This is a genomic window from Rhodococcus sp. NPDC058532, from assembly GCF_042719255.1.
Classification (GTDB): Bacteria; Actinomycetota; Actinomycetes; order Mycobacteriales; family Mycobacteriaceae; genus Rhodococcus_G.
In genome coordinates this window covers 22006-48170 of the sequence record NZ_JBHXNU010000012.1, presented here as the reverse complement: position 1 = coordinate 48170, position 26165 = coordinate 22006, and the positions used below count along the sequence as shown (strand labels likewise).

The window sequence follows — 26165 nt, the reverse complement described above, 5'->3', positions numbered from 1 at the left end:
CGTGCCTATCGTGGAGTCATGTCCGTTGCCGCCTCCGGGTGGGGCGCGTCGGTGGAGACCGTCCACCGAAGTGACCGCCCGCTGCTCCTCGCCGCGTCGCTGTCGACGCTGGGGCGGGGGCGCGCCGACCCCTGCCATCGGGTCACCGCGGACGGTGCGCTGTGGCGGACGTCGCTGATGCCGACGGGGCCGGTCAGCTACCGGCTCGTGCAGCAGGATGCGACCTCGGTGCACTGCCGGGCGTGGGGCGAGGGCGCCGTCGAGTTTGTCGACAGCCTGCCCGACCTGCTCGGTGAGTGCGGCGCGGCAACCGATTTCGCGCCGGAGCATCCCAAGTTGATCGAGGCGCATCGCCGCCTTCCTGGGCTGCGGATCCCCCGCACCGGACGGGTATTCGAGGCGCTGGTGCCCGCGATCCTCGAGCAGAAGGTGCACGGCATCGCTGCCCACGCGTCGTGGCGCAGGCTCGTCGCCGCGCACGGTGGCGTCGCACCCGGTCCCGTCCCTGCGGGGATGCGGGTGCCGCCGCCCGCGCCGGTGTGGCGCCGCATCCCGTCGTGGGAGTACCACCGCGCCGGTGTCGACCCGAAGCGGTCCCGCGCCATCGTGACCGCCGCCGCGGTCGCAGACCGGCTCGAGCAGGCGGTGGGGATGAACCCGGGTGATGCCGAGGCCCGACTGCGGGTGGTGCCGGGGATCGGGCCGTGGACGGCCGCCGAGGTCGCGCAGCGGGCGCTCGGTGACGCCGATGCGCTGTCGGTCGGCGACTTCCACCTCGCCGCCGTCGTCGGCTGGTCGCTGCTCGGGCGGCCCCTCGACGACCCCGGCATGGTCGCCTACCTTGAGCCGCTGCGGCCGCACCGGTATCGGGTGATCCGGCTGCTGGAGGTGAGCGGCCAGGCCGTCAAGCCGAAGTTCGGGCCCCGCACCCCGGTGACTGATCATCGTGATCGCTGATTCGGGCGCATCGGCGGCCTGATGAGCACCAGATTCGGGAGGAGCTGCGCTGTCGGATCATCACATGGAGAATCGCTCCATCGGCCGTGGCGCACGGTGGAGGGTTTCTCCGTGGTGGGCGCACCAGCGGCTTCGTAGGGTTTCCCACGGTCACGGGTGATGTCCGATTCCCCGTCGCGTTCACCAGGAGCTCCACCCATGCCGACCGCAGCCGCGCCGACGGGCGCCGACCGTGACGACGCCGCCCTCGAACGGCGCGTCGTCGGCAAGGTCGCGCGCCGCCTGATCCCGTTCCTCGCGATCCTGTACTTCGTCAACTACCTGGACCGCACCAACATCGGGTTCGCGAAACTCACGATGAGCGACGAACTCGGGATGACCGCGACGATGTTCGGTCTGGCGTCGGGACTGTTCTTCGTCGGCTACCTGATCTTCGAGGTGCCGTCGAACCTGGCGCTGCACAAATTCGGCGCCCGGATGTGGATCGCCAGGATCATGTTCACCTGGGGCATCCTCGCCGCCGCGATGGCCTTCGTGCCGAACGTCACCTCGCTGTACATCGTGCGGATCCTGCTCGGCGTCGCCGAGGCGGGCTTCTTCCCCGGCGTCCTGCTGTACCTGACGTTCTGGTTCCCCGCGAAGTACCGGGTGCGGCTGATGGGCATCTTCCTGCTCACCCTGCCCGCGTCGTCGGCGATCGGTGCCCCGCTCTCGACCGCGATCATGCAATGGGGCGACGGGTTGTTCGGGCTGTCCGGCTGGCGGTTGATGTACCTCGTCGAGGGCCTGCCCGCGGTCCTGCTTGCGGTCGTGACCTGGTTCTACCTCACCGACAAGCCGCATCAGGCGACGTGGCTCGACGCCGACGAACGGAACTGGTTGGTGCGCACCATGGACGCCGAGAAGGCGTCCGCCGCGGACGAGCACACCACCCCGGTGTGGCAGACGCTGCGCAACCCGCGGGTCATCGCGCTCGGCGTCGTCTACTTCGGCGTCACCTACGGCCTCTACGCGTTGAGCTTCTTCCTGCCGACGATCGTCGCCGGATTCAAGGAGACGTTCAACACCGACTTCACGGTGTTCGAGACCGGGCTGATCGTCGCCGTGCCGTTCGTGATCGGTGGCATCGCGATGGTGTTCTGGAGCAGGCACTCCGACCGCACCGGGGAACGCATCTGGCACGTCGCCGCGCCATCGCTGCTTGCCGCGGTGTCCATTCCCGTTGCGCTGTACCTGAACTCGCCGTTCGCGGTGATGGCGGTCGTGTCGCTGACCGCGATCGGTGTGCTGTGCGCGATCCCCGTCTTCTGGTACCTGCCGACGACCTTCCTATCCGGGGTCGCCGCCGCGGCGGGCATCGCGATGATCAACTCGATCGGCAACCTGTCCGGGTTCGGCGCCCCCTACGTCACCGGGTGGCTGACCGACCTGACCGGCAGCGCCAAGGCAGGCCTGTGGGTGGTCGGCGCGGTGCTGCTGCTCGCCGCGGTCCTGGTCGTCGCGCTCAGCCGTCGTGACACCGGACGGCTCAGCCGTCATGACACCGGACGGCTCAGCCGTCATGACACCGGACGGCTCAGCCGTCGTCCAGCCGGAGCGCACCGGAGCGCAGCCGGAGCAGCAACTGCAGATCCAGCGCTCGATCCGGATCCCGCCACTTCTTCCCGATGAGCCGGTCGATGGACTCCAGCCGCTGGTAGAGGGTGTTGGCGTGGATCGCGAGGTCCGCCGCGGTCGCCGCGTGCCTGCGGTTGTGGTCCAGGTAGGAGGCGAGGGTGTCCAGTAGCGGCACCCCACGCTGCCGCTCCTCCCGCAGCAGCGGCCCCAGCATCTGCTCGGTGATCGCGGCCAGCTCCTCGCGGCCGGTGCGGCTGAGCAGGATCCGGTAGACCCCCAGCCGGGACGACGCCGCGATCCGGGAGTGCCGCCCCAACGTCTCCAGCACGTCCACCGTCTGCTGCGCCTGCGTGTACGCCCGGGCGAGGGCCTGCCCGCCACGCGCCGGATCGGAGACGCCGACCGTCGGCGCGGTGTCGGGCTGCGCCCACCGCGCGATCAGCGCATCCGGGTCCAGACCGGGAACCACCGCGATCACCCGGGACCCGTGCTCGGCGACGACGGTGCCCGATGGCAACCGCATCTGCTCGATCGCGGCCCTGGTCCGGGGGACGTCCGAGTCCGGGCGGGCAACCGCAACCGTGTACGGGCGGTCCGGGCTGATCCCGGCGAGGCGGAGCTGCTGCTCGGCCTCGGCGGGGGCGGGCGCGGGCCGGGTGATCAGGTCGACGAGCAGGGCGTCCCGTGCCCGGCGGCTCGCCTCGAGCGCAGCCCGCTCGCCGACCAACGCCAGCGCGATCACCGGCGCCGCCCGCTCCAGGATCAGCAGCAGCGGCTCGTCGGGGGCGCCCGTGGTCAGCAGCAGCAGCACCCCGAGCCGGTCGCCTGCGGCGCGCACCCCGCGACCGACCAGCGTTCGCCCGTCGCCGACCGGGGTGCTCGCATGCTCCCCGGCGCCGGAGTCGAGGGCGTCGAACACCGCCCGGACCGCGCCCGCGTCCAGGGTCGCGGGCGGCTCGTCCGGCGCCGGCGCGAAGTACGCAGGCCAGCCCGCCGACGCCGACACCTCCGCGACCAGGTCCCGGACCCCACCGCCCCGGAGCACCACCTGGGTGAGCGCCCGATCCCAGCGCAGCGTCCGTTCCAGCTGGTCCGTCCGGCGCGCCAATTCGGCGTTCGCGGCCTCGAGCTGCGTCACCGTCGCTCGCGAACGGAGCAGGGTGCGGGCGTTGTCGATGGCAACGGCGGCGTGCGCCGCGAGCGCGGCCAACAACGCCACCTCGTCGTCGCCGAACGACCGTTCCTGACGCTTGGCAGCGCACACGGCGCCGAGGATCCGGCCGCCGTGCCGCAACGGAACGGCGAGCAGGCCGCGCATGTTCTCGGCGCGGGCCGCGACGTCGGCGGGCCCGGTGTGCGGGAAGCTCGGATCTTCGCGGTAGTCGGGGGTCCAGGCCGGGGCGTCCCGCATCATCACCCGACCCATCAGGCCCTCGGTCGGCGACAGCGTCAGCCCGAGCAGGTGCGAGGTGTATGCGCCGCTCGCCACCTCGATCACCAGGTTGTCGCCGCGGACCAGACCGATGTAGACGAGGTCGACCCCGAGCAGGCGGCGCGCCTGCGCCGCGATCTCGGGGAGCAGTGCCGACGGATCGTGGAGGGTGGTGAGCTGCGCGGCGATGTCGTTGAGGGCGGCGAGTTCGGTCGCGCGCTGCCTGCGCTGCTCGAGCAGCAGGTGCAGGCGGACCGCGGCCTGGGTGTCCCGCTCGATCGCGGTGGTGTCGGCGTCGCCCGCCGCGAGCAGCCGGTCCCGGTGCGCGATCAGGTCGTCCGCGGTGGCGTCGCCGAGGAGCAGGTGCAGCCAGCCGTCCCGCATCGGTTCCTCCTCGGCGTTGGTGGGAGCCATCGGTATGGAGACATCATCCACCATCTCCGGTCGGCCACGGAGAATCGGTCCATCGATCGGGCGGGCCCGGACGACTAGCGTCGAGACCATGACTGTCGACGCCACCTCGACCCGCCTCATCGAACTCGCGGACGAGTTGACGCGCGCGATCCCCGCCGACCGGGTGGTCACCGACCCCGACGTGATCGAGCCCTACCTGCACGACGAGGCGGAGTGGGCCCCCTACGGCACCCCGCTGCTCGTGGTCCGGCCGCGCACCGCCGAGGAGGTGCAGATCGTGGTCCGGACGTGCCTCGCCCGCGGCGTCCCCGTCGTCTCACGCGGCGCGGGCACCGGACTGTCCGGCGGCGCCAACGCGATCGACGGCGGCGTGATCGTCTCGTTCGACAAGATGAACGCGGTCAAGGAGATCAACCCGCTCGAACGGCTCGCCGTGGTCGAGCCGGGCGTCGTCAACGACGACCTGCGGGCCGCGTGCGCGAAGGAAGGGCTCTGGTACCCGCCGGACCCGTCAAGCGCCGCCTGGTCGACGATCGGCGGCAACGTGGCCACCAACGCGGGCGGGCTGTGCTGCGTCAAGTACGGGGTCACCCGCGACTACGTGCTCGGCATGCAGGTCGTCACCGGCACCGGTGAGCTGGTCCGGCTGGGCAGGCGCACCGCCAAGGGGGTTGCGGGCTACGACCTGGCCGGGCTGATGGTCGGGTCCGAGGGCACCCTCGGTGTCATCACCGAGATCACCGTCAAGCTGCGTCCCCTGCAGGAACCGCAGCGGACGATCGTCGGCTACTTCGACTCGACGGTCGACGCGGGACGGGCCGTGCGGGCGGTCGCCGAGGACGGCCTGACCCCGTCGGCGCTGGAGCTGATCGACCGGCAGTGCCTGGTCGCCGTCGACGCCTGGAAGAACATGGGCCTGTCCGCCGATGCGAACGTGCTGCTGCTCGGGCGGATCGACACGCCCGGCTCGGTCGGCGACGCGGAGGCCGAGCGGATGCTGGCCTGCTTCGACCGCTCGGGGGCGACCTGGAGCGCCCAGTCCACGAACCAGCAGGAGGCCGACGCGCTGTTCCTGGCCCGCAGGCTCGCCTACCCGGCGATGGAACGGCTCGGTCCGGTGCTCACCGAGGACATCTGCGTCCCGAAAGCCGTTGTCCCGGAGATGCTCGAGCGCATCGAGCAGATCGGGCAGCGGCACGCGACGACGATCGCATCCATCGCGCACGCCGGTGACGGCAACCTGCATCCGCTGCTCATCGCCCCCCGCGACGATGACGACGCCCGGATTCGCGCCCAGGCGGCGTTCACCGAGATCATTGACGCAGCAATTGAATTCGGAGGAACCGTCACCGGTGAGCACGGGATCGGCCTGCTGAAGATGGATGGCCTCGCGCAGGAACTCGACCCGGCCGTGATGGACATGCATCGGGTCGTCAAACGAGCCCTGGATCCGCACGGAATCATGAACCCGGGCAAGGTGTTTTAGGACACCTACGGTGCCTGCAGCAGGGCCAGGCCGGTGCTGAGCAGTTCGCGTTCGAGGTCGTCGAGGGGCTGCGGGTGCTCGCCCCCGCGTTCCCAGGCGGCGAGGGCGGCGATGACGAACCGCGCCATCAATGCCACCCTCCGGGACCGGGCCGGGGGGTCGAGGTGGGTCAGCGTGCCCGCGATGTCGGTGAACAGATCGTGGACCACGGTGACCGACTCGGTGCGCGGCTGCTGCGCGGTCGCCGCGGCATCGAGGTCGAAGATGTCGAGCGGCAGCGTCGCGAGCCACTGCTCATTGAACCGTGCCCAGTGGCTTGGTCGATTGCGCCGCACCTCGGTGACCAGGGGCAGAACGTAGGCGCGAACCATCGCGGCGCGGGTGTAGTCGTGCTCGGCTCGGGCCGTCGCGATCAGCGCCGCCCGCGCGGCATTGACCGGAACGGTGTGCAGGTCCCAGACGGCGACGAGCAGGTTCTCCCACGACCCGAAGTGGTAGGTGATCGCCGAGTTGTTCTTGTGGCCGGCGGCCTTGACGACCTCGCTCGCGCGGACGCCGTGCAGCCCGCGTTCGGCGACCAGTCGTTCGGCCGCGTGGACGAGAGTGAGACGGGGTATTGACAGTGTGGCGCGCGTCACGGTAATAAGAAACCCTTCTTAACTCTTTCCGAGGCTCGTCCTCGTACCCCGTTCGGAGGCACCCATGCGTCAGGCACGTTCCGCAGTTCCCGTTCGAATGATAGGGGGACTCGCGGTCGCCGCCGTCGCCCTGACCGGCTGTTCCTCGAACGGCGACGATTCCGCCGCGTCCGCCCCGCAGCCCGGCGACGTGCTGTCCAGCGCCGCGCTGACCAATGCCGCGGTGCTGCCGAGCGCCGCACGCAACGAGCTGATCACCTACTCGTCGGTGAACGGCAACGGCCAGCCGATCGTGGTGTCCGGCACCGTGGCGATCCCGAAGGGGACCGCGCCCGAGGGCGGCTGGCCGGTGATCAGCTGGGCGCACGGCACCACCGGCATCGCCGACACCTGCGCCCCGTCGGGGGACACCGCCGACGGTGCGTCGCATGACTACCTCGAACGCACCATCGCCCCCCTCGACAAGTGGCTGCAGCAGGGCTACGCGGTGGTCCGCACCGACTACGAGGGCATGGGCACCCCCGGCGACCACACGTACCTCAACGCGCAGTCCGAGGTGAACGCGATGACGGACATCGTCACCGCCGCCCGCCGCCTGGACGACTCGGTCGGGACGAAGTGGATCGCGGTCGGGCACAGCCAGGGCGGAGCCGCCGCGATCAGCGCGTCCGACCTGGGCGTCACGCGGGACGAGGGCCTCGACCTGGTCGGGGCGATCTCGCTCGCCCCGGGCAGCGGCCTGAGCCAGACCCCGGAGTACATCAAGGGCGGCAGCCAGGCGGTGCAGCCGGTGCTGAGCTTCCTGCCGATCACCCTGCTCGGCGCGGCGGCCGCGGACCCGGCGGTCGTGCCGGAGGAGATCGTCACGCCCGCCGCGGATCCGCTGATGAAGGCGGGCCGCACCGGCTGCATCGCCGACATCCGTGCCGCGATCGGTGACATCCAGGTCAACTCGGTGATCCGCCCCGACGCCGACCTCGGCCCGTGGACCGAGTACCTGCGCAAGCAGGAACCGGAGAACGCGACCCCGGCCGTTCCGGTGCTGGTGCAGCAGGGCACCGGCGACACCGTCGTCGCGAAGCCGCAGACCGATGCGCTGGTGAAGACGCTGTGCGGCAAGGGATCCCCGGTGGTGTACCGGGACTATGAGGGCGCCGACCACCGCGGCGTGATGATTGCGTCCTTCGACGACGCCGCCGCCTTCGCCGCATCGGTCCTCGCCGGTGACGAGGTCCAGCCGAGCTGCTGACCCGGCTTCGCCTGTGAGTCCTTTTGGCCCACGTGGGGGCCAAAAGGACTCACAGGCACGAAGTGCCTACCGCAGCTTGATGGCGCCGCCGTCGACCATCAGGGTCTGGCCGGTCATATAGCTGGCGTCGTCGCTGGCGAGGAACACTGCGACCCGGCCGATGTCGGACTCGGGGTCGCCGAACCGGTGCAGCGGGGTCTTCGCGAGCATCACGTCCTCGACCTCGGGATTCGCCTTGATGTATGCGGCGACCCCCTCGGTCAGCGCGAGCGGCGAGATGAGGTTGATGTTGATGTTGTCGGGACCCCACTCGTTGGCGGCGACCCGACTGATCGCGCGGATCGCCTCCTTCGCCGCGGCGTAGGACCCCTGCGTCACGTTGCCGTCGATGCCCGCGCCCGAGGCGAAGTTGATCACCGACCCCTGAGTCGCCTTCAGCTGCGGGTACGCGGCCTGCATCAGCCAGAACGTCGGGTAGAAACCGGTCCCGAACGACAGGTCCAGCATCTCCTGGGTTGTGTCGATCAGCGGCGCCTGCCGGGACGCATGCGCGTTGTTGACCAGGACGTCGACCCTGCCGAACGCGTCGACCGCGGCGGCGACGATTGCGGCCGCGTTCTCCTGCTTGGAGATGTCGACGTTCAGGAACCGGCCCGCCCCGGCGAGCTCCGCCTCGAGGGCCTGCCCCGCGTCGTCGTTGATGTCGACGAACAGGACCTTGGCGCCCTCCTTGACGAACGCGCGGACGATCCCGCGACCGATTCCGCCTGCGCCGCCGGTGACGATGGCGACCTTGTTGTCCAGCCTCATGCCGTGCTCCTTCGGATCGGAATGAACGGTGTCAGTCGATGGCGAGTGCGGCCTTCTCCAACGCCGCGATCCCGTACGCAGCGTACGTCTCGTACTGGCCGCGGCCGGTGAAGTAGGACGACAGCTGCTGGTCGAGCTCGTCGACGGTGAACGCGGAACCTGCGGCGTCGAAACGGTTCTCGACCTGCGGTGCGGCCATCAGCGCGACCATCTTGCCGTAGACCACGAACACCTGGCCGGTGATCTCCTTGGAGGCGGGGGAGGCCAGGTAGGCGACCAGGGTGCCGACCCGCTCGGGGGCGAGCGGGTCGAGGCCCGCGGTGGCGTCGGCCTCGCCGAACGCCTCGGCGGTCATTGCGGTCCTGGCGCGCGGGCAGATCGCGTTGGCGGTCACGCCGTAGCGGGCGAGGCCCTGCGAGGTGGACAGGGTCAGCGCGGTGATGCCCGCCTTGGCTGCCGAGTAGTTCGGCTGCCCGGCGGAGCCGAACAGGAACGCCTCCGAGGAGGTGTTGACGATGCGGCCGTAGACGGGAGCGCCCGCCTCCTTGCTCAGGTTCCGCCAGTACTGGGCGGCGGCGACGGAGGTGGCGGCGTGGCCCTTGAGGTGGACGCGCAGGACGTCATCCCAGTCCGACTCGGTCAGGTTGAAGACCATCTTGTCGCGCAGGATGCCCGCGTTGTTCACGAGGATGTCGAAGGAGCCGAAGTTCTTCACGGCCTCGTCGATCATCCGGCCACCGAGCGTCCAGTCGGAGACGTCGCCGGTGACGCCGATGGCCTGGCCGCCCGCCGCGCGGATCTCCTCGGCGACGGCGTGCGCGGCATCGCCCATGTCGTTGACGACGACGGCGGCGCCCGCCTCGGCGAGTGCGAGGGCCTCGGCGCGACCGAGCCCGGCGCCGGCGCCGGTGACGATCGCGGTCCGGCCTGCCAAGCTGACTGATTCACCCATGGAACTGTCTCCCGTGTGTTCGGTTGCCGCGGTTCATCCTGCGGCGCTGGGTTCGGAAACTAGTATTCATTCTAGTTCCCTGCAAGGTTGTGTCCCACCTGTCGGTGGCGGGTCCCGGTGTCGCGTCCCGGTGTTCGGGAGTGCCCGGGGTTGGCGGCGCGGAGGCGGAGGCGGACGTCCGCCACCGCACCAGCCACGGGCGTCAGGACGAGAAGCTCAGCGGTGCCCCGGTCGCACCTGCGGAGAGAATCTCGCGCGCCTCGTCGCGGCCGTCGAGCAGGCGGTTGGTGCGGACGGTGACCTTCCATGCGCCGTCGACCCGGGCGAACTCCCAGCGATTCGCGGTGATCCGCGCGACCCGGTTGACGCCCTTCTCGGTGTCCCGCAGCACCAGTTGGGAGTGGCAGGTCGCGACCGCGGTGTCGCCGTCGAGCACGATGTGCGGCGGCCCGACCAGATGCGCGCAGCCGCCGTGGATGTACGACTGGTGGTTCTTCGATCGGACCATCGCCTCGATCTCCCCGCGCCCGGTCATCGACCCGGTGTCGACGTCGTACACCCCGTCCTCGGTCCAGATGTCGGCGACCGTCTCGGCGGAACCGCTGTCCACGGCCGGGCCGTAACCGCTGATGATGTCCATGATCGCGAGGCGGTCCTCGAGCAGTTGCACCCGGTCGGCGAGTCGGGCGACGAGCTCGGCGGTGTCGGTCATCTGGGGTCCTTTCGGTTGGGTCTCAGTCGAATTCGATACCGAGGGGGACAGCCAGCTCGGCCAGGGCGGCCAGCTGGTCGCAGTAGTGGTCGACTCCGGACGCGTCGAGGGTGACCCCGGCGACGGTCGCGCCTGCGTCGCGGAGTCGGGTCAGCGCGCGGATGGCTCCCTCGGCGTTTCCGGTCGGGTCGAGGGCCCTGCCCGCGGCGAGGGCGATCTCCATCCCCTCCGGGACGGGCGCCTTCGCGAGCATCGTGGTCAGGTCGTCGAGCCGCAGCCCGAACGGCACCCAGCCGTCGCCGAGTTCGATCGCCCTGCGCAGCGAGCGGGGGGTGCGACCGCCGATCCACAGCGGCACCCGATCCTGGGTCGCGTGCGGCTCGACGACCAGGTCGGCGAAGTCGTAGAACTCGCCGTGGTACTCGGGTGTCGCCCGGCCCAGCGCAGCGCGCAGCGCCCGGAGCGCGTCGTCGGCGCGGGCGCCGCGACCGGTGAACTCGGCCCCGAGCAGGTCGAACTCCTCGCGCAGGCTGCCGACGCCGAGGCCGAGGGTGAGGCGGCCGCCGCTGATCCGGTCGAGGGTGCCGTACCGCTTCGCGATCTCGAGCGGGTGGTGGTAGCCGAGGACGAGCACCTGGGTGAGCAGCCGGATCCGGGTGGTGGTGGCGGCGAGGTAGCCGAAGGTGGCGAGCGGGTCCCAGTAGGTGCCGCCCCGGTCGGCGGCGATGTCGGTGGGGACCGCGACGTGTTCGCTGCATGTGACGTGGTGGTAGCCGAGCCGGTCCGCGGCCGCGGCGATGGTGGCGACGTCGTCGATGCCCGCGCCGACCTCCCAGTCCGCGCGGGTGGCAGGGTGCTGGATGAGCACCGGGGTGACGATCCCGATTCGCATGGCCTTCTCGCTCCCGTCCGCGGGGGATACGGGACCCGCGCCCGGTTTCTACCGCACCGCCACGCCGGGACGGGGGACCTTCTCGGTGAGCGGGACAGGGTAGTTTCCGGCAGGTGTTCCCGATCACTACCGGATTTGCTACAGTTTTAAGAATTGATTTCAGTTTTGGGAGGGCGGCCGTCGCACGGGCCGCTACCCCACCGGACCTTCAGGAGTCGTCATGACGGTCACCACCGAAGCGCCTGCCCGCAAGACCCCCCGCGAGGGCGGCCGGGAGGTTCCGCCCTCGATGGTCGAACGCATGACGCTGATCCTCGACGCCTTCGACGGCCGCGCCGCCCGCCTCACCCTCGAGGAGGTCGCCTGCCGGTCGCAGCTGCCCCGCTCCACCGTGCACCGGATCCTGGACTCGCTGGTCAAGCTCAATTGGGTCGAGCATGCCTCGTTCGGGTACCGGCTCGGGCGTCGGGCGCTGGGCACCGGCGGCGACGGGGGACACGCCGAGATCCGTGAGGCGGCGGCACCGCTGCTGCACGAGCTGCACATGCAGACCGGAATGGTCGTCCACCTGTCGTTCCTGGACGGCAACGAGATGGTCTACCTCGACAAGGTTGGGGGGCGGATGGCGAGCTCCATCCCGTCCCGGGTCGGCGGCCGGCTGCCCGCGCACTCGACCGCGTCCGGCAAGGCATTCCTGGCGTGGCTCGACCCGGAGCGGGTCGACGCCGTGTGCGGCGACCGGCTCGTCCGGGCCACCCCGAGCACCATCACCACCCTCGGCACCCTGCACCTGGAACTGAACCGCATCCGGCAGCGGCGCGGCCTGGCGTTCGAGCGGGAGGAGTCGACCCGCGGCGTTGCCTGCGTCGGTGCCGCCATCCGCGGGCCGGAGGGGCCGGTGGCGTCGCTGTCCCTCAGCGGGGACGTGCGCACCGCCCCTCTCGAGCGGGTGGCTCCGCTGGTGGTGGACGCCGCACGGGAGATCGGCCGCACCCTGTACCCCGAGCTGGGAGCGACGCGGCGCGCCGTGCAGCCCGCCGCGCCGGTCCCGACCGACACCTGGTCGCCGGAGGCGCGGACCCGGGTCCTCGGCGGCCGGGCAGGCGGCTGGATCTAGGACCCACCGGCAGGGGCGAGGTCAGCGGTTGTCCCTCGCCGCCTGCCTGCGATCGCCGGCCGCGATCGTCGACGCCTCGTACTTCTTCCGTCCGGGAGACTCCCGGGTCCGGTCGACGCGCATCGCGCCGTCGGTGTGCACCTTGCCGGTGCCCGCGCCGGCACCGTCGAAGGACGGCGCGTCGGTCCGCGCCGCCGCCAGCCGCTCCTGCTTCAGCTCGAGGGCCGTCTGCTCGGCGACGACGGCCAACCGGCGGCTGACGCGGGCGAGGGCGTCCTCGAACAGTTCGGCCTTGCGGGCGTTGCGCGTGTTGGCGTCCTTGCCGGCGCCGCGGGCCCCCTTCCCGACCACCTTCGCCGCGCCCGCACGCCGGTAAAGCTTCACATACTTGTTGCGGGCCTTGCGGATTCGACCGTGCAAGGCGATCAGGTCGTCCTCGTCGAGGTCGGCCATCCGCGTCTTCTTCGTGTCGCGGATGAGCAGGAACTCGTCTTCGTCCAGGGACTTGAGCAGCTTCGCCATCTCGACTCCGATCCGGTGCCTTGGGATGCCGGTCATGGTAGTCCCGGTCGGCGGGCGGCGCCGGGGGACGCCGCGCAGGCAGGGACCGGCGGCGGGCATCTCGCTGATCGGGAATATCCCCCCCGGCGGACGGTCGGAGCTGGCACCGTCGGGAGCATGACGAGCGAACTGACCTACGAGGGCACCAAGCGGGAGGTCGCCACCGACCTCGGTGTGCTCCGATACCACGAGGCAGGCGACGGCCCGCCGTTGCTGCTGCTGCACGGCTCCGGCCCCGGCGTCACCGGGTGGCGCAACTACCGTGGCGGGGGGGGGGGGGGTGGGGGGCGGCGTGTGGCTCGGCTGGCGGGGGGTTTTCCTTGTTTCCCCCGCTAGCCTGCCGTCTCCCACAGACCCATGATGTTCCCCTCGGGGTCCTTGAAGTACGCGGCGAACCCCATCTCGCCGACCACCGTCTTCTCCCCCACCGGCTCCCCACCGAGGGTGGTGATCTTCGCCAGCGCGTCGTCGATGCTGGCGACGTCGATCGTGATCACCGGACCCTGCGGGAACGATGGCTCCCGTTCAAACATGCCGCCGCCGATGTAACCCGGTTCGGCGGGCATTCCGGTGTCGGCCGTCGGCCCGGTGGCCACACCGGTGTAGTTGTACTCCGGAATCTCGTGGTACTCCCAGCCGAACACGTCCCGGTAGAACGCTCGTGCCCGGTTGCCGTCCGAGAACGGGACCTCGAAATGCACCACCCGACCACTCATCGCCGCCTCCTGACGCTTGGTGAATGTCACGTTCGACGCTAGACCGGTTCGGGTCGCGTTAGAAGAGCACCGAGCGCCAACACCAGCCACCTGACCGCCCCCCACCCCCCTGACCGCCCCCGCCCCCTGACCGAATGTGGGATTCGGTCAGGTGAAGTGATCGAATCCCACATTCGGTCAGGGACGGGGTGGGGGTCGGGCGGGGTCGCGGTCGGGCGGCAGCGGGAGGGGGCGCTAGAAGTCCCAGTCCTCGTCTTCGGTGTTGACGGCCTTGCCGATGACGTAGCTGGAGCCGGAGCCGGAGAAGAAGTCGTGGTTCTCGTCCGCGTTCGGGGACAGCGCCGACAGGATCGCCGGGTTGACGTCGGTCTCGTCCTTCGGGAACAGGCCCTCGTAGCCGAGGTTCATCAGTGCCTTGTTCGCGTTGTAGCGGAGGAACTTCTTGACGTCCTCGGTGAGCCCGACCTCGTCGTAGAGGTCCTGGGTGTACTCGACCTCGTTGTCGTACAGCTCGAACAGCAGCTCGAACGTGTAATTCTTCAGGTCGTCGCGCTCGGCCTGGGTGAGCTGCTCAAGTCCCTTCTGGTACTTGTAGCCGATGTAGTACCCGTGCACGGCCTCGTCGCGGATGATCAGCCGGATCAGGTCCGCGGTGTTGGTGAGCTTGGCCCGCGACGACCAGTACATCGGCAGGTAGAAGCCCGAGTAGAACAGGAACGACTCGAGCAGCGTCGAGGCGACCTTCCGCTTGAGCGGGCTGTCCCCGGTGTAGTACTCGAGGACGATCTCCGCCTTACGCTGCAGGTTCGGGTTCTCCTCCGACCAGCGGAACGCGTCGTCGATGTCGCGGGTGGAGCACAGCGTCGAGAAGATGCTCGAGTAGCTCTTGGCGTGCACCGACTCCATGAACGCGATGTTGGTGTACACCGCCTCCTCGTGCGGGGTCAACGCGTCCGGGATCAGCGAGACGGCGCCGACGGTGCCCTGGATCGTGTCGAGCAGCGTCAGGCCCGTGAACACCCGCATGGTGAGCTGCTGCTCGTGCGCGGTCAGCGTGTTCCAGGACGGGATGTCGTTGGAGACCGGGACCTTCTCGGGCAGCCAGAAGTTGCCGGTGAGACGATCCCACACCTCCGCGTCCTTCTCGTCGGGGACGCGGTTCCAGTTGATCGCCGACACCCGGTCGATCAGCTTGATCTTCTGGCTCACGATGCCCTCACTCCATTCGAAAAGTCGTTAGCAAGACTCATAGCATGCAACTGACGCAACCCTCCACCTCGGTGCCCTCGAGGGCCATCTGCCGCAGGCGGATGTAGTACAGCGTCTTGATGCCCTTGCGCCACGCGTAGATCTGCGCCTTGTTGATGTCGCGGGTGGTGGCGGTGTCCTTGAAGAACAGCGTCAGCGACAGGCCCTGGTCCACGTGCTGGGTGGCCGCGGCGTAGGTGTCGATGATCTTCTCGTACCCGATCTCGTACGCGTCCTGGTAGTACTCCAGGTTGTCGTTCGTCAGGTAGGGCGCCGGGTAGTAGACGCGGCCGATCTTGCCTTCCTTGCGGATCTCGATCTTCGACGCCACCGGGTGAATGGAGCTGGTGGAGTTGTTGATGTAGGAGATCGACCCGGTCGGCGGGACGGCCTGCAGGTTCTGGTTGTAGATGCCGTGCTGCTGCACGGACGCCTTCAGTTCACGCCAGTCGTCCTGCGTCGGGATGTGCACGCCCGCGTCGGCGAACAGCTGCCGGACCCGCTCGGTTGCCGGCTCCCACACCTGGTCGGTGTACGTGTCGAAGTACTCGCCCGTGGCGTACTTCGACTCCGGGAAGCCGGCGAAGTAGCTGCCGCGCTCCTTCGCGATCTCGTTCGACGCCCGGATCGCGTGGAACACCACCGTGTAGAAGTAGATGTTGGTGAAGTCGATCCCCTCGGCCGAGCCGTAGTGGACGCGTTCGCGGGCGAGGTAGCCGTGCAGGTTCATCTGCCCGAGCCCGATCGCGTGGCCCTCGTCGTTCGCCCGCCGGATCGACGGCACCGAGTCGATGGACGTCTGGTCGGCGACCGCGGTCAGCGCGCGGATGGAGGTCTCAATGGTCTGCGCGAAGTCCGGCGAGTCCATCGTCTTCGCGATGTTCAGCGACCCGAGGTTGCAGGAGATGTCCTTGCCGACCTTGCTGTAGGTGAGGTCGTCGTTGTACTCGGACGGGGTGGAGACCTGCAGGATCTCCGAGCACAGGTTCGAGTGGGTGACCTTGCCAGCGATCGGGTTGGCGCGGTTCACGGTGTCCTCGTACATGATGTACGGGTAGCCGGACTCGAACTGCAGCTCGGCGACGGTCTGGAAGAACTCGCGCGCCTTGATCTTCGACTTGCGAATCCGCTTGTCGTCGACCATCTCGTAGTACTTCTCGGTGACGTTGATGTCGGCGAAGGGCTTGCCGTAGATGCGCTCGACGTCGTACGGCGAGAAGAGGTACATGTCCTCGTTCTTCTTCGCCAGCTCGAACGTGATGTCCGGGATGACGACGCCGAGGGACAGCGTCTTGATCCGGATCTTCTCGTCCGCGTTCTCCCGCTTGGTGTCGAGGAAGCGGTAGATGTCGGGGTGGTGCGCGTGCAGGTACACCGCGCCCGCACCCTGACGGGCACCGAGCTGGTTCGCGTACGAGAAGGAGTCCTCGAGCAGCTTCATGATCGGGATGACGCCGGAGCTCTGGTTCTCGATCTTCTTGATCGGGGCGCCGTGCTCGCGAACGTTGCTGAGCAGCAACGCAACTCCACCGCCGCGCTTGGACAGCTGCAGCGCCGAGTTGATCGCGCGACCGATGGACTCCATGTTGTCCTCGATGCGCAGCAGGAAGCAGGAGACGGGCTCGCCGCGCTGCTTCTTGCCGGAGTTGAGGAACGTCGGGGTCGCCGGCTGGAACCGGCCGGAGATGATCTCGTCGACGAGCTGCTCGGCGAGACGCTCGTCGCCCGCGGCGAGGGTCAGCGCGACCATGCACACCCGGTCCTCGAAGCGCTCCAGGTAGCGCTTGCCGTCGAACGTCTTGAGCGTGTACGAGGTGTAGTACTTGAACGCCCCGAGGAACGTCGGGAACCGGAACTTGTGCGCGTACGCGCGGTCGATCAGATCCTTGACGAAGTTGCGGGTGTACTGATCGAGAACCTCACGCTCGTAATAGTTCTCCTTGATCAGGTAGTCCAGCTTCTCGTCCAGGTTGTGGAAGAAGACGGTGTTCTGGTTGACGTGCTGCAGGAAGTACTGGTGCGCGGCCTCGCGGTCCTTGTCGAACTGAATCTCGCCGTTCGGGCCGTACAGGTTCAGCATCGCGTTCAGCGCGTGGTAGTCGAGCTCCCCCGCGGACGAATCGGGTCGTGCCGTAGCGCGCTCTACACTCCCAGCCGGGGCTGCGTCTGTGATGGTCGGTGCCACTGTTCACTCTCCATGAAATGCTCGAGACCGTCACGGACGGCCACAACGTCGTCGGCGGTGCCCATGAGTTCGAAGCGATACAGGTACGGAACCTGACATTTCTGCGAAATCACGTTGCCGGCATAGCAATACGACTCGCCGAAGTTCGTATTACCGGCTGCGATCACCCCTCGAATGAGGGAACGGTTATGCGTGTTATTGAGGAATCTGATGACCTGCTTCGGCACGTAACTGGTGTCTCGGCCGGTCACCGTCGTCCCGCCACCGTAGGTGGGCAGGATCAGGACGTACGGTTCATCGACCTCGAACGTGCCGTCGCGGTCGTGCAACGGGATGCGGATTGCGGGGATTCCCAGCTTCTGCACGAAGCGATGGGTGTTCTCCGATGCACTGGAGAAATAGACCACCGAGGTCACGGCCGATCATCTCCGTAGGTCTGCTCGGGTGACGGGCCGCTTCAGGCGACGCTGGCCGTCAGGGACTTGATGCGATCCGGGCGGAAACCGGACCAGTGGTCGTCACCGGCCACCACGACGGGCGCCTGCAGGTACCCGAGAGCCATCACGTAGTCACGCGCCTCGGCGTCCTCGGAGATGTCGATGACGGAGTACTCGACGCCGGCCTTGTCGAGCGCCCGGTAGGTCGCATTGCACTGAACGCACGCCGGCTTGGTGTAGACGGTGATGCTCATGTAAGTCCTCTTCCCCTTGGCTTACGAACGGATCAGTGACGGACGACGAACAGTGGTGCTGGCACCTCGCGAAACACGGTCGGACACGCCCACCGACGGCGGGATCGGGACGTTGTCATGTGACGTCGATCTCACCTACCGAGCAGTCCGTCGGCCCTGTTTCTCAGCCTTGTCGGCCCTGTTTCTCGACCGTTCCGGCACTGCCCTCTCGGTGTTCTAGACACTACACCTAGTGGCCGACATATCCACACAGCGCGAGATGTTGTGAACCACAATCGTGAAATTCCCAGGTCGCGCGACGCCGAGGGCGACGCGCCGCAGGTCGCACCGGCGTGTCGCCCATCACACTTTCCTTCGTTCACGCCCCGCCAACCAGCGGGTGTGCGGCATCGCGCAGCAACACCCCTACTGTTGGTGCGTGCCCGCCGACGACGAACCCCGATTCCGCGCCAGCGTCGCCGCAGCGGCGACCCTGTCCCCCAGCCTGCGGCGACTCCGGTTCACCGGTCCCGAACTCGCGGGGTTCACCTCGAGCGGCGACCCCGACGAGCGGGTGCTGATCGACTTCGAGGACGCGGCCGATGACCGCCGGCACAATCGCAGCTACACCGTCCGGGCGTGGCACCCCGGCGCCCGGATGCTCGATGTCGACTTCGCCGTGCACGCGGGCGGCCCCGCTGCCGAGTGGGCGCGGACCGCGGTCCCCGGCGCCGCCGTCCGGGTGTCCCGGCCCAAGGGCTGGTACCGCCCACCGGTGGCCGCCCGGCGACTGCTCGTCCTCGCGGACCTGTCGGCGCTGCCCGCCGCGGGCCGGATCGTCGAGTCCGTTTCGGCCGGGGTCGCGGTGCACGTCGCCGCCGAGGTCCCCGACGCCGCCGACGAGCAGACCTGGGACAGTGCCGCGGACCTGAGCATGACGTGGCTGCACGGAACCGGTAACGGGGCGACCCCGAGCGCGCTGCCTGGGGCGCTGCCCGACCTCGTCGCCGCGCATCGGCCGGACTATGTGTGGGCGGCGGGCGAGACGGGCGCCTCCCGCACGGTCCGCGGGTATCTGCGCCGAACCCTCGGCTGGGCGCCGGAGCGGTATCACGTGATGGGCTACTGGCAGGCGGACAGGGAGCGGTGGCTGGCGCGCTACGCCAAGGTCGAGGCGCAGATGGAGGAGCTGACCGCCCGCGAGCTGACGTCCGGGCGGAGCCTCGAGGAGGTCCGGGACGCGATCGACGACGCCCTCGACCGGGCCGGCCTGTAGCGGAACCCCAGCGCCGAGCCGGTTCAGGCGCCGAGCCGTCCGAACCCGACGACGGCGGAGTCGGACGCCCAGTCGATGCGGTGCACGCGAATCCGGCCCATCTCGTTGCCGCCGACGGTGGTCGCGGTGCCGCCGTCCACCGCGACCACGATGTTCGTGTGCTGACCCACCCAGCTGGTGTTGTCGTACAGCACGACGTCGCCGACCACCGGACGGTAGCCAGCCTCGGCGGCCTCGAACCGGCCCTGCGACTCGTAGTACTCCTGCAGCGTGTAGACGCCGGGGATGCGCCAGTGCCCGGAGTTCGGGTTCGACAGCGGCATCCCGGCCTCCCGCATGATCCAGCTGACGAAGTCAGCGCACCACGGTTCGGTCACCCCCTCGGCGTAGAAGGTGCCGGGTCGCTGCGCGTCGTGTTCGGCGGCGAGGAGGTCGACGACCCGGGCCTGCTCCGCGGACAGCGCGGCGCGGTCGATGTCGGGGAACGCGGTGGTGTCCCAGGGCAGGTAGCGGCTCGGGACCGTCAACAGCACGCCCGCGACGAGAACGGCGAGCGCGGTGACGGCGGCGGCCGTCCACCCGAGCACGCGGCGACGGGTACGGGCCTGGGTCGGCGTCATGGGACCAACCTAGCCAGAGAGGAACAGTGTGGGATGCCTCCCGGCATCCGGGAGGCATCCCACACTGTCACCGGGACGCGGTCAGCGCGTGGCGTTCCGTCCGGGTCCGGAGTCGTACTCGGCCCGGTCCTCGAGCTCGTCGATCTCCGAGATCAGCTCGGGGTCGGCGCCACCGATCGACACGGTGTCGGCCGCGCCCTGCGCTGCCCGCTCGGCCGCCAGCTGCTCGATGCCGCTGTGGGTCTTGAGCGCGACCTCCTTGAGGAAGGCGATCGCGACCAGGCTCAGCAGCGCGAGGATGCCGGAGATCAGGAAGATTCGGGCGGTGGCGTCCCCGTAGGCGGCGCGGACGATCTCGGCGATCGGTGCGGGCAGGTCGTTCAGGTTGGACAGGCCCGCGCCGGATCCGCCCGCCTGGCTCATGTCGACGCCGCCCGCGATCAGGCCCTTGGTGATCAGGTCGGCCACGTGGGTGGACAGCACCGCACCGAGCACGGACACGCCCGCCGCGCCGCCGAGCGACCGGAAGAAGGCCACCGTCGCGGTCGCCGACCCCAGGTCGGTCGGTGCGACGTTGTTCTGCACCGGCAGCACCAGGTTCTGCATGGTCATGCCCATGCCCGCACCGAGGATGAACAGGTACACCCCGACGAGCGCCATGTTCGTGCTGTGGTCGGTGGTGCCGAGCAGCAGGAAGCCCGCGGACATGCCGAGCGCGCCGACGATCAGGAAGCGCTTCCACTTGCCGTACTTGGTGATGAGCTGACCGGACACGGTTGCCGAGATCATCGACCCGATCACCATCGGCAGCGTGAGCAGGCCCGCCGCGGTCGGCGAGTAGCCGCGCGCGATCTGGAAGTACTGGCCGAGGAACACCGCGCCACCGAACATCGCGACACCGACGGCGATGCTGCCGAGGGTGGCGAGGGTCATCGTCCGGTCCTTGAACAGGCGCAGCGGAACGACGGGGTCCTTGGCCCGGGTCTCGGCGAAGATCGCCAGGCCGAGCAGCACCACGCCGACCGCGACGAGCTCGTAGGAGGTGGCGGAGGCCCACGCGAAGTTCTTGCCCGCGAGGGTCACCCAGATCAGCAGCACGCTCACGCCGGCGGCGATCAGGGTGGCGCCGACGTAGTCGATCTTCACGTCCCGCTTGACGACGGGCAGGTTCAGCGTGCGGCCGATGACGACGAGGGCGATGACGGCCAGCGGGGCGCCGACGAAGAAGCACCAGCGCCAGCCGAGCCAGCTGGTGTCGACGATGACGCCGCCGAGGAGCGGCCCCGCGACGGTGGCGACGGACATCACCGCGGCCATCGGTCCCTGGTAGCGGCCGCGTTCGCGGGGGCTGAACATCGCGGCGATGACGATCATGCCGAGCGCCTGCAGGCCGCCGAGGCCGAGGCCCTGGATGACGCGGAACCCGATCAGCATCGGGACGCTGGTCGCGAGGCCGGAGAGCACGGAGCCGAGGGTGAACACCACCAGCGACAGCTGGACCAGGAGCTTCTTGCTGACGAGGTCGGCGAACTTGCCCCAGATCGGCGTGGTCGCGGTCGACGCGAGGAGGGTCGCGGTGACCACCCAGGTGTACTGGTCCTGGGTGCCCTTGAGTTCGGTGATGATTGTGGGCAATGCGTTGGAGACGATCGTCGACGAGAGGAACGCGACGAACATGCCGAGCAGCAGCCCGACGAGGGCCTCGACCTTCTGTTTGTGGGTCATGCCGTCGATGTCGGCGCCGGTGGCTGGCGGACTGTCCGGGGATTGCGACGAACTCATGCTCACTCCTGTGGGGACTGGATCCGCACGCGATGGGCGCCGGAATGGACGAGCGGCCGACGAACCGTCGGCCGCGGGGGTGATGGTGACAAGGTCAGTGGGTGGCGGATGCCTGACGGGGCCTGGCCCCGGCCGTGCCGAGCAATCGTTCGAGGCGCGCGGTGAGATCCTGCACCTCGTCCTCGGTCCAGTCGGCGAGCGCGGACATCGCCCACTCGAGCTGCACCTCCCGATGCACCCGGAGCGCCTCCGTCCCCGCCTCCGACAGCGAGAGCAGGCTGGCGCGGCCGTCGAGCGGGTCCGGGGTGCGCACGACGTAGCCGAGCGACTCGGCGTGCGCGACCTGCCTGCTGAGCGCGGACTGCGTCACCCGCAGGTCCTCGGCCATCGCGCTCGGGCGATGCCCCTGCGCGCAGGCGATGTGCGAGAGCAGTGCGCCGAGGGGTGGCGGCAGCATCCCGGGATGGGTACCCCGCGCCGCGACCGCGCGCGCGTGCCGGACCAGAGAACGCAGCGACTCGATCAGATTCGACGCGGATTCCGGACTGACCATCTCACCCTCCATTAGTTGATGGTTGCAACCATATACCCAGTTGATTGCATCCAGCAACTAATGTGGCGTGGCGCTCACCCCACCTCGTCGCCGAGCCTGCGCAACAGCGCCGACAGCGCCCGCAGGTCGTCCGGGTCCCACCTCGCCAGCTTCCGCCGCCACACCGCGATGTGCTCGTCCCGGTGCGCCACCAGCCGCACCCGACCCTCGGGTGTCAGTTCGACCAGGCGCGCCCGCGCATCGGACGGGTCCGAGATCCTGCGCGCAAGCCCGAGCCGGGTCACGGCGTCCACCTGCCTGCTCAGCGTCGACTTCCCCACCCCGAGCACCTCTATCAGCGTTGCCATCGGGACCGCGTCGGCCCGGCGAGTCAGCAGCATCAGCAGCGGATAGCAGGCCGCGTCCAGCTTCGGGTCGACGGCGGTGGCCCGCGCGCGGGCGCTGACCCCGCCGCGCCGCCACATGTCCACCAACTCGGATTCGAGTTCGTCGATCGGATCCGGATCCACGCGCGCCGCTTCCTTCCCATGCCACCGCCCGCCCGGCTTGCCGCCGAGTTGCGATTCCGTTCACGTCCCGCCCCGATGCACGATCGTGCACGACCGCTGTCACTACGCGGTCGCCAACCCCTCTCGCACCTCGGCCCCCTCCCGCCGGGTCGACGTCCGTGCGAGCGGGCCGGACGCGACCACGGTGAGCACCAACGCGAGTGCCGCCGCGCCAGCACCGACACCGAACGCGATCACGAACGCGCCCTCCCTCGGCAGGACGGTGCCGGCGACGGTCAGGGTCGCGAGCAGGGTCGACACCAGCGCGCTCGAGAGTGAACTGCCGACCGTGCGGCAGATCGAGTTGACGCTGTTCGCGACCCCGGTCTCGGCCCGGCTCACCTCCGCGACCAGCATCGCGGGCAGCGCCGCATAGGCGAGGCTGATGAAGACCTGCACCGCGACCATCGCGACGATCACCGACACGGTCAGGTCGTGGGACACCGCAATCAGCACGAAACCACCAACCCCGACGGCGCAGGAGGTGATCATCACCGCGCGGGCACCGAAGCGGTGCAGCAATCGACCGCTGGCGGTCGATGCGATGACGCCGGCGACGGCGCCGGGGAGCAGGTACACCACCCCGGTCTCGAAGATCGTTGCGCCGAACCCGTATCCGGCGGCCTCGGGCGGCGTCTGGACGAGAACGGAGCAGGCGAGGAACGCGACGAACATCGCGGCGCCGACGAGCATCGCGGTGATGTTCGCGACCAACACCGGTCGGTGGGTCAGCATTCGCGGCGACACCAGCGGCTCAGCTGCGCGGCGCTCGAACGCGAACCACCCTGCCAGGACGGCGATTCCGGCCGCCGCGCAGCCGACGGTCGGCGGGGACCGCCAGCCCCAGTCGCCGCCCTCGGACAGCGCGAGCAGGACCAGGATCAACCCCACCGCGAGCAGCACCGCGCCGGTCCAGTCGAGGGTGCCCGCCGCAGCCCGTGCCCGGGGCGGGACCGCGACCACGGCCGCGGCCAGTGCGACGGCGCCGACCGCGGACGCGAGCCAGAACACCCGCCGATAGTCGCTGTCGTCGTGGACGAGCAGTCCGGTAACCACCATCCCCGCGGCGCCGCCGACGCCGAGAGTGCCGGACAGCAGGCCCATCCCGCCGACCAGTCGGTCGGTAGGCAGCTCGTCGCGCAGCACCGCGATGCCGATCGGGAACAGCGCGAACGACGCGCCCTGCAGCACCCGGCCGAGAACCAACCACGGCAGCGTCGCTGCCACCGCCGCGATCAGGGACCCGCACAGCACCGCGACGAGCACACCGATCAGCACCGGGCGTTTGCCGCGCAGGTCGGCGAGGCGGCCGAGGATCGGGGTGGCGACCGCCGCGGCGAGGAGGTTCGCGGTGAGCACCCAGCCGACCGCGGATCGATCCTCGCCCAACTGGATTCCGATGCGGCCCACGATCGGCACGACCACGGTCTGCAGCACCGAAATGGTCATCACGATCAGGCACAACGCCGGCAGCAGCAGCGTCGGCGCCTGCCGGGGCGGCTCCTCCACCCGGGTCGTGGTCATCGCGCACGCCGATCGGCTCCGGGGAGGGGGAGCTGGGCCACGGGCGACTCCTTCGACGTCGGGTGCTGTGCGACACACATTCGCACAGGAGTCCCCGGGTGCCCCTGGTCAGGTCCGCGTCCGGCGCGCGATCAGCTGCCGAACGGCGCTCCGTTCCGGTACGGGAGTGCGTCACCGAGCCGCTGGCCGCCGTCGATCACCATGGTCTCGCCGGTGATCCAGGAGGCGGCGTCGGACGCGAGGAACGCGATCGCCGCGGCGATGTCGCCCGGTTCGCCGATGCGGGCCAGCGCGGTCGAGGCAGCGACCTGCGCCTCGTGTTCCTTCCACAGCGCCTCGGCGAGCCTGGTGCGCACCACGCCGGGGGCAACCGAGTTCACTCGCACCATCGGTGAGAGTTCCAGTGCCAGTTGCTTGGTCAGATAGATCAGCGCTGCCTTGGACACGTTGTACAGGCCGATGCCCGGTTCGTGACCGAGCCCGCCGATGGACGCGGTGTTGATCACCGATCCGCCGTGCTCCCCCATCCACGCCTCGGTGGCGATGCCGGTCCACAGCAGCGGCGCCCACAGGTTCACGTCCATCGTCTTCGCGAACCGGCCGTGATCCTGGGCGATCAGCGGACCGAACGCCGGGTTGGTTCCCGCGTTGTTGACGAGAATGTCGATGCTGCCGAATCGTTCGAGTGTCAGCGCGATGCAGCGACGGGCCTGGTCCTCCTCCACCGCGTGCGCGCCGACCCCGATCGCGTTACCGGTGACATGCGCACCGCCTCCGGCGCTGCTGGTAATCGACGCCGCGGCCTCGTCCGCGGCCTCCTGCTTGCGGGAAGTGAGAACCACGTTGGCGCCCGCGGCGGCGAGTGCCTGCGCGGCAGCAAGACCGATGCCGCGGGAAGCACCGGTGACAATCGCGGTCCGCCCGGTCAAGTCCGTGCTCGTCATGGTTCTCAGTGCCCTTCCGGTCGCAGGTCGCGGTACCGGCGGAGTTCGCGGCGGGCGAGGGCCCGCTTGTGCACCTCGTCCGGTCCGTCGGCGAGGCGGAGGGTGCGCAGGTGCGCGTACGCCATCGCAAGGGGGAAGTCGTCGGTGACGCCAGCGCCGCCGTGCACCTGGATCGCGCGGTCCACGATCGTCAGTGCGATGGTGGGCGCGGCCACCTTAATCGCGGCGATCTCCGTCTGCGCCTGCTTGTTGCCGACCGTGTCCATCAGGTACGCGGCCTTGAGGGTGAGCAGCCGAATCATCTCAATGTCGATGCGCGCCTCCGCGATCCAGTCCTGAATGTTCGCGTTGTCGGCGACCGGCCTGCCGAACGTGACCCGGGACTGGGCGCGCCTGCACATCAGCTCAAGTGCCCGCTCGGCCATCCCGATGGCGCGCATGCAGTGGTGAATGCGGCCGGGCCCGAGCCGGGCCTGGCTGATCGCGAAGCCCTCCCCCTCCCCCTTGAGCACGTCCGTTGCGGGGACGCGCACGTCGGTGAAGTCGATCTCGGCGTGCCCCTCGCGGTCCTGGTAGCCGAAGACGGGCAGTCCGCGCAGCACGGTGACACCGGGCGCGTCGATCGGGACGACCATCATCGTCTGCTGCCGATGCGTCGGCGCGGTCGGATCGGTCTTGCCCATCACGATCATCACCTTGCAGTTGCGGTGCAGGGCGTTGGACGCGAACCACTTTCGGCCGTTGAGGACGTATTCGTCACCGTCCCGGACCATCGACAGCTCGACGTTGGTCGCGTCGGAGCTGGCGACCCGCGGCTCGGTCATCGCGAAGGCGGAGGCCATCGTGCCGTCGAGCAGCGGCTTCAGGTACTTCTCCCGATGCTCCTCGGTGCCGAAGAGTTCGAGTACCTCCATGTTTCCGGTGTCGGGCGCGTTGCAGTTGCAGGCCTCGGACGCGAGATGGCTGCGGCCCATGATCTCGGCGAGCGGCGCGTACTCGAGGTTGGTCAGGCCAGCCCCGGTCCCGGGATGCGGATGGAAGAGATTCCACAGTCCCCGCCTCTTGGCCTCGACCTTGAGGTCCTCGAGGATCGGCGGCTGGAAGTGCGGGTCGCCGGAGGCGCGCATCTGCTCCTCGTACACGGACTCGGCCGGGTACACGTGCGAGTCCATGAAGGCCTGCAGGTCCTCCTGCAGCTGCGTGGCGCGTTCCGAGATGTCGAACAGGGACATGCGAACTCCTGACGGATGGGAGGGACGGGC

At 69.3% G+C, this 26165-nt stretch carries 25 protein-coding genes and 1 pseudogene; 7 read left to right on the top strand and 19 right to left on the bottom strand.

Annotated elements, in window-relative coordinates:
* Positions 1-18: 18 nt before the first annotated feature.
* Positions 19-957: a DNA-3-methyladenine glycosylase family protein gene (locus ACFWQG_RS15320; protein WP_378508480.1), complete on the top strand. Its 939-nt coding sequence runs from the start codon at positions 19-21 to the stop codon at positions 955-957.
* Positions 958-1155: 198 nt separating this feature from the next.
* On the top strand, positions 1156-2628 hold the full coding sequence (locus tag ACFWQG_RS15315; RefSeq protein WP_378508479.1) for an MFS transporter: 1473 nt from the start codon (positions 1156-1158) through the stop codon (positions 2626-2628).
* On the opposite strand, the gene ACFWQG_RS15310 is transcribed toward ACFWQG_RS15315, so the two are convergent.
* Complete coding sequence (locus tag ACFWQG_RS15310) at positions 2534-4420, bottom strand: GAF domain-containing protein (protein WP_378508478.1); 1887 nt, start codon at positions 4418-4420, stop codon at positions 2534-2536. The genes ACFWQG_RS15315 and ACFWQG_RS15310 overlap by 95 nt on opposite strands.
* An 88-nt stretch (positions 4421-4508) precedes the next feature.
* On the opposite strand from ACFWQG_RS15310, the gene ACFWQG_RS15305 reads away from it, so the two are divergent.
* Positions 4509-5906, top strand: a complete 1398-nt coding sequence (locus ACFWQG_RS15305) for an FAD-binding oxidoreductase (protein WP_378508477.1) — start codon at positions 4509-4511, stop codon at positions 5904-5906.
* 5 nt (positions 5907-5911) lie between these two features.
* Here ACFWQG_RS15305 and ACFWQG_RS15300 read toward each other — a convergent pair whose 3' ends face one another.
* On the bottom strand, positions 5912-6544 hold the full coding sequence (locus tag ACFWQG_RS15300) for a helix-turn-helix domain-containing protein (RefSeq protein ID WP_378508476.1): 633 nt from the start codon (positions 6542-6544) through the stop codon (positions 5912-5914).
* A gap of 97 nt (positions 6545-6641) precedes the next feature.
* On the opposite strand from ACFWQG_RS15300, the gene ACFWQG_RS15295 reads away from it, so the two are divergent.
* Positions 6642-7793 (top strand): alpha/beta fold hydrolase, encoded by a 1152-nt coding sequence (locus tag ACFWQG_RS15295; protein WP_378508475.1) that lies wholly within the window; start codon positions 6642-6644, stop codon positions 7791-7793.
* Between the two features lie 66 nt (positions 7794-7859).
* On the opposite strand, the gene ACFWQG_RS15290 is transcribed toward ACFWQG_RS15295, so the two are convergent.
* The 4 genes from ACFWQG_RS15290 to ACFWQG_RS15275 all read right to left on the bottom strand — a co-directional run bounded on the left by ACFWQG_RS15290 (position 7860) and on the right by ACFWQG_RS15275 (position 11159).
* A complete protein-coding gene (locus ACFWQG_RS15290) occupies positions 7860-8603 on the bottom strand; it encodes an SDR family NAD(P)-dependent oxidoreductase (protein WP_378508474.1) in 744 nt (247 codons plus the stop codon).
* 31 nt (positions 8604-8634) lie between these two features.
* Positions 8635-9555, bottom strand: a complete 921-nt coding sequence (locus ACFWQG_RS15285; RefSeq protein ID WP_378508473.1) for a 3-oxoacyl-ACP reductase — start codon at positions 9553-9555, stop codon at positions 8635-8637.
* A gap of 202 nt (positions 9556-9757) precedes the next feature.
* Positions 9758-10267 (bottom strand): nuclear transport factor 2 family protein, encoded by a 510-nt coding sequence (locus ACFWQG_RS15280; protein WP_378508472.1) that lies wholly within the window; start codon positions 10265-10267, stop codon positions 9758-9760.
* A gap of 22 nt (positions 10268-10289) precedes the next feature.
* Positions 10290-11159 carry an LLM class F420-dependent oxidoreductase gene (locus tag ACFWQG_RS15275; protein ID WP_378508471.1) on the bottom strand — a complete coding sequence of 290 codons (870 nt, stop codon included), beginning with the start codon at positions 11157-11159 and terminating at the stop codon, positions 10290-10292.
* Positions 11160-11379: 220 nt separating this feature from the next.
* On the opposite strand from ACFWQG_RS15275, the gene ACFWQG_RS15270 reads away from it, so the two are divergent.
* On the top strand, positions 11380-12276 hold the full coding sequence (locus tag ACFWQG_RS15270; RefSeq protein ID WP_378508470.1) for an IclR family transcriptional regulator: 897 nt from the start codon (positions 11380-11382) through the stop codon (positions 12274-12276).
* 21 nt (positions 12277-12297) lie between these two features.
* On the opposite strand, the gene ACFWQG_RS15265 is transcribed toward ACFWQG_RS15270, so the two are convergent.
* Complete coding sequence (locus ACFWQG_RS15265; protein ID WP_378508590.1) at positions 12298-12798, bottom strand: hypothetical protein; 501 nt, start codon at positions 12796-12798, stop codon at positions 12298-12300.
* Between the two features lie 156 nt (positions 12799-12954).
* Here ACFWQG_RS15265 and ACFWQG_RS15260 point away from each other — a divergent pair.
* Positions 12955-13113: pseudogene (locus ACFWQG_RS15260) on the top strand (alpha/beta fold hydrolase); the annotation flags it as partial.
* Positions 13114-13169: 56 nt separating this feature from the next.
* Here the strand turns inward: ACFWQG_RS15260 and ACFWQG_RS15255 are convergent.
* The 5 genes from ACFWQG_RS15255 to nrdH form a co-directional block, all read right to left on the bottom strand.
* Entirely contained in the window at positions 13170-13553 is a 384-nt protein-coding gene (locus ACFWQG_RS15255; RefSeq protein ID WP_378508589.1) for a VOC family protein, read from the bottom strand.
* A gap of 234 nt (positions 13554-13787) precedes the next feature.
* Positions 13788-14750: a class 1b ribonucleoside-diphosphate reductase subunit beta gene (nrdF, locus tag ACFWQG_RS15250; protein ID WP_378508588.1), complete on the bottom strand. Its 963-nt coding sequence runs from the start codon at positions 14748-14750 to the stop codon at positions 13788-13790.
* A gap of 49 nt (positions 14751-14799) precedes the next feature.
* Positions 14800-16986, bottom strand: a complete 2187-nt coding sequence (gene nrdE, locus ACFWQG_RS15245) for a class 1b ribonucleoside-diphosphate reductase subunit alpha (protein ID WP_378508469.1) — start codon at positions 16984-16986, stop codon at positions 14800-14802.
* On the bottom strand, positions 16944-17402 hold the full coding sequence (gene nrdI / locus ACFWQG_RS15240; RefSeq protein WP_378508468.1) for a class Ib ribonucleoside-diphosphate reductase assembly flavoprotein NrdI: 459 nt from the start codon (positions 17400-17402) through the stop codon (positions 16944-16946). Before nrdI ends, nrdE begins: the two co-directional genes overlap by 43 nt.
* Positions 17403-17443: 41 nt before the next feature.
* Positions 17444-17677, bottom strand: coding sequence for a glutaredoxin-like protein NrdH (nrdH, locus tag ACFWQG_RS15235; protein WP_378508467.1), 234 nt, complete (start codon positions 17675-17677; stop codon positions 17444-17446).
* 418 nt (positions 17678-18095) lie between these two features.
* Between nrdH and ACFWQG_RS15230 the strand changes: the two genes are divergently transcribed.
* The gene (locus ACFWQG_RS15230) at positions 18096-18932 is read left to right on the top strand and encodes a siderophore-interacting protein (RefSeq protein WP_378508466.1); all 837 of its coding nucleotides are present in this window, start codon (positions 18096-18098) and stop codon (positions 18930-18932) included.
* 23 nt (positions 18933-18955) lie between these two features.
* Here ACFWQG_RS15230 and ACFWQG_RS15225 read toward each other — a convergent pair whose 3' ends face one another.
* From ACFWQG_RS15225 to ACFWQG_RS15195, 7 genes are all read right to left on the bottom strand, one after another.
* Positions 18956-19552 (bottom strand): CHAP domain-containing protein, encoded by a 597-nt coding sequence (locus ACFWQG_RS15225; RefSeq protein ID WP_378508465.1) that lies wholly within the window; start codon positions 19550-19552, stop codon positions 18956-18958.
* Between the two features lie 81 nt (positions 19553-19633).
* Positions 19634-21334: an MDR family MFS transporter gene (locus tag ACFWQG_RS15220; RefSeq protein WP_378508464.1), complete on the bottom strand. Its 1701-nt coding sequence runs from the start codon at positions 21332-21334 to the stop codon at positions 19634-19636.
* A gap of 94 nt (positions 21335-21428) precedes the next feature.
* Complete coding sequence (locus tag ACFWQG_RS15215; protein ID WP_378508463.1) at positions 21429-21887, bottom strand: MarR family winged helix-turn-helix transcriptional regulator; 459 nt, start codon at positions 21885-21887, stop codon at positions 21429-21431.
* A gap of 74 nt (positions 21888-21961) precedes the next feature.
* Positions 21962-22396, bottom strand: a complete 435-nt coding sequence (locus ACFWQG_RS15210; RefSeq protein ID WP_378508462.1) for a MarR family winged helix-turn-helix transcriptional regulator — start codon at positions 22394-22396, stop codon at positions 21962-21964.
* A 102-nt stretch (positions 22397-22498) separates the two neighbouring features.
* Positions 22499-23959 (bottom strand): MFS transporter, encoded by a 1461-nt coding sequence (locus tag ACFWQG_RS15205; protein ID WP_378508461.1) that lies wholly within the window; start codon positions 23957-23959, stop codon positions 22499-22501.
* A gap of 131 nt (positions 23960-24090) precedes the next feature.
* On the bottom strand, positions 24091-24903 hold the full coding sequence (locus ACFWQG_RS15200; RefSeq protein WP_378508460.1) for an SDR family oxidoreductase: 813 nt from the start codon (positions 24901-24903) through the stop codon (positions 24091-24093).
* Between the two features lie 5 nt (positions 24904-24908).
* A complete protein-coding gene (locus tag ACFWQG_RS15195; protein ID WP_378508459.1) occupies positions 24909-26135 on the bottom strand; it encodes an acyl-CoA dehydrogenase family protein in 1227 nt (408 codons plus the stop codon).
* Positions 26136-26165 lie beyond the last annotated feature (30 nt).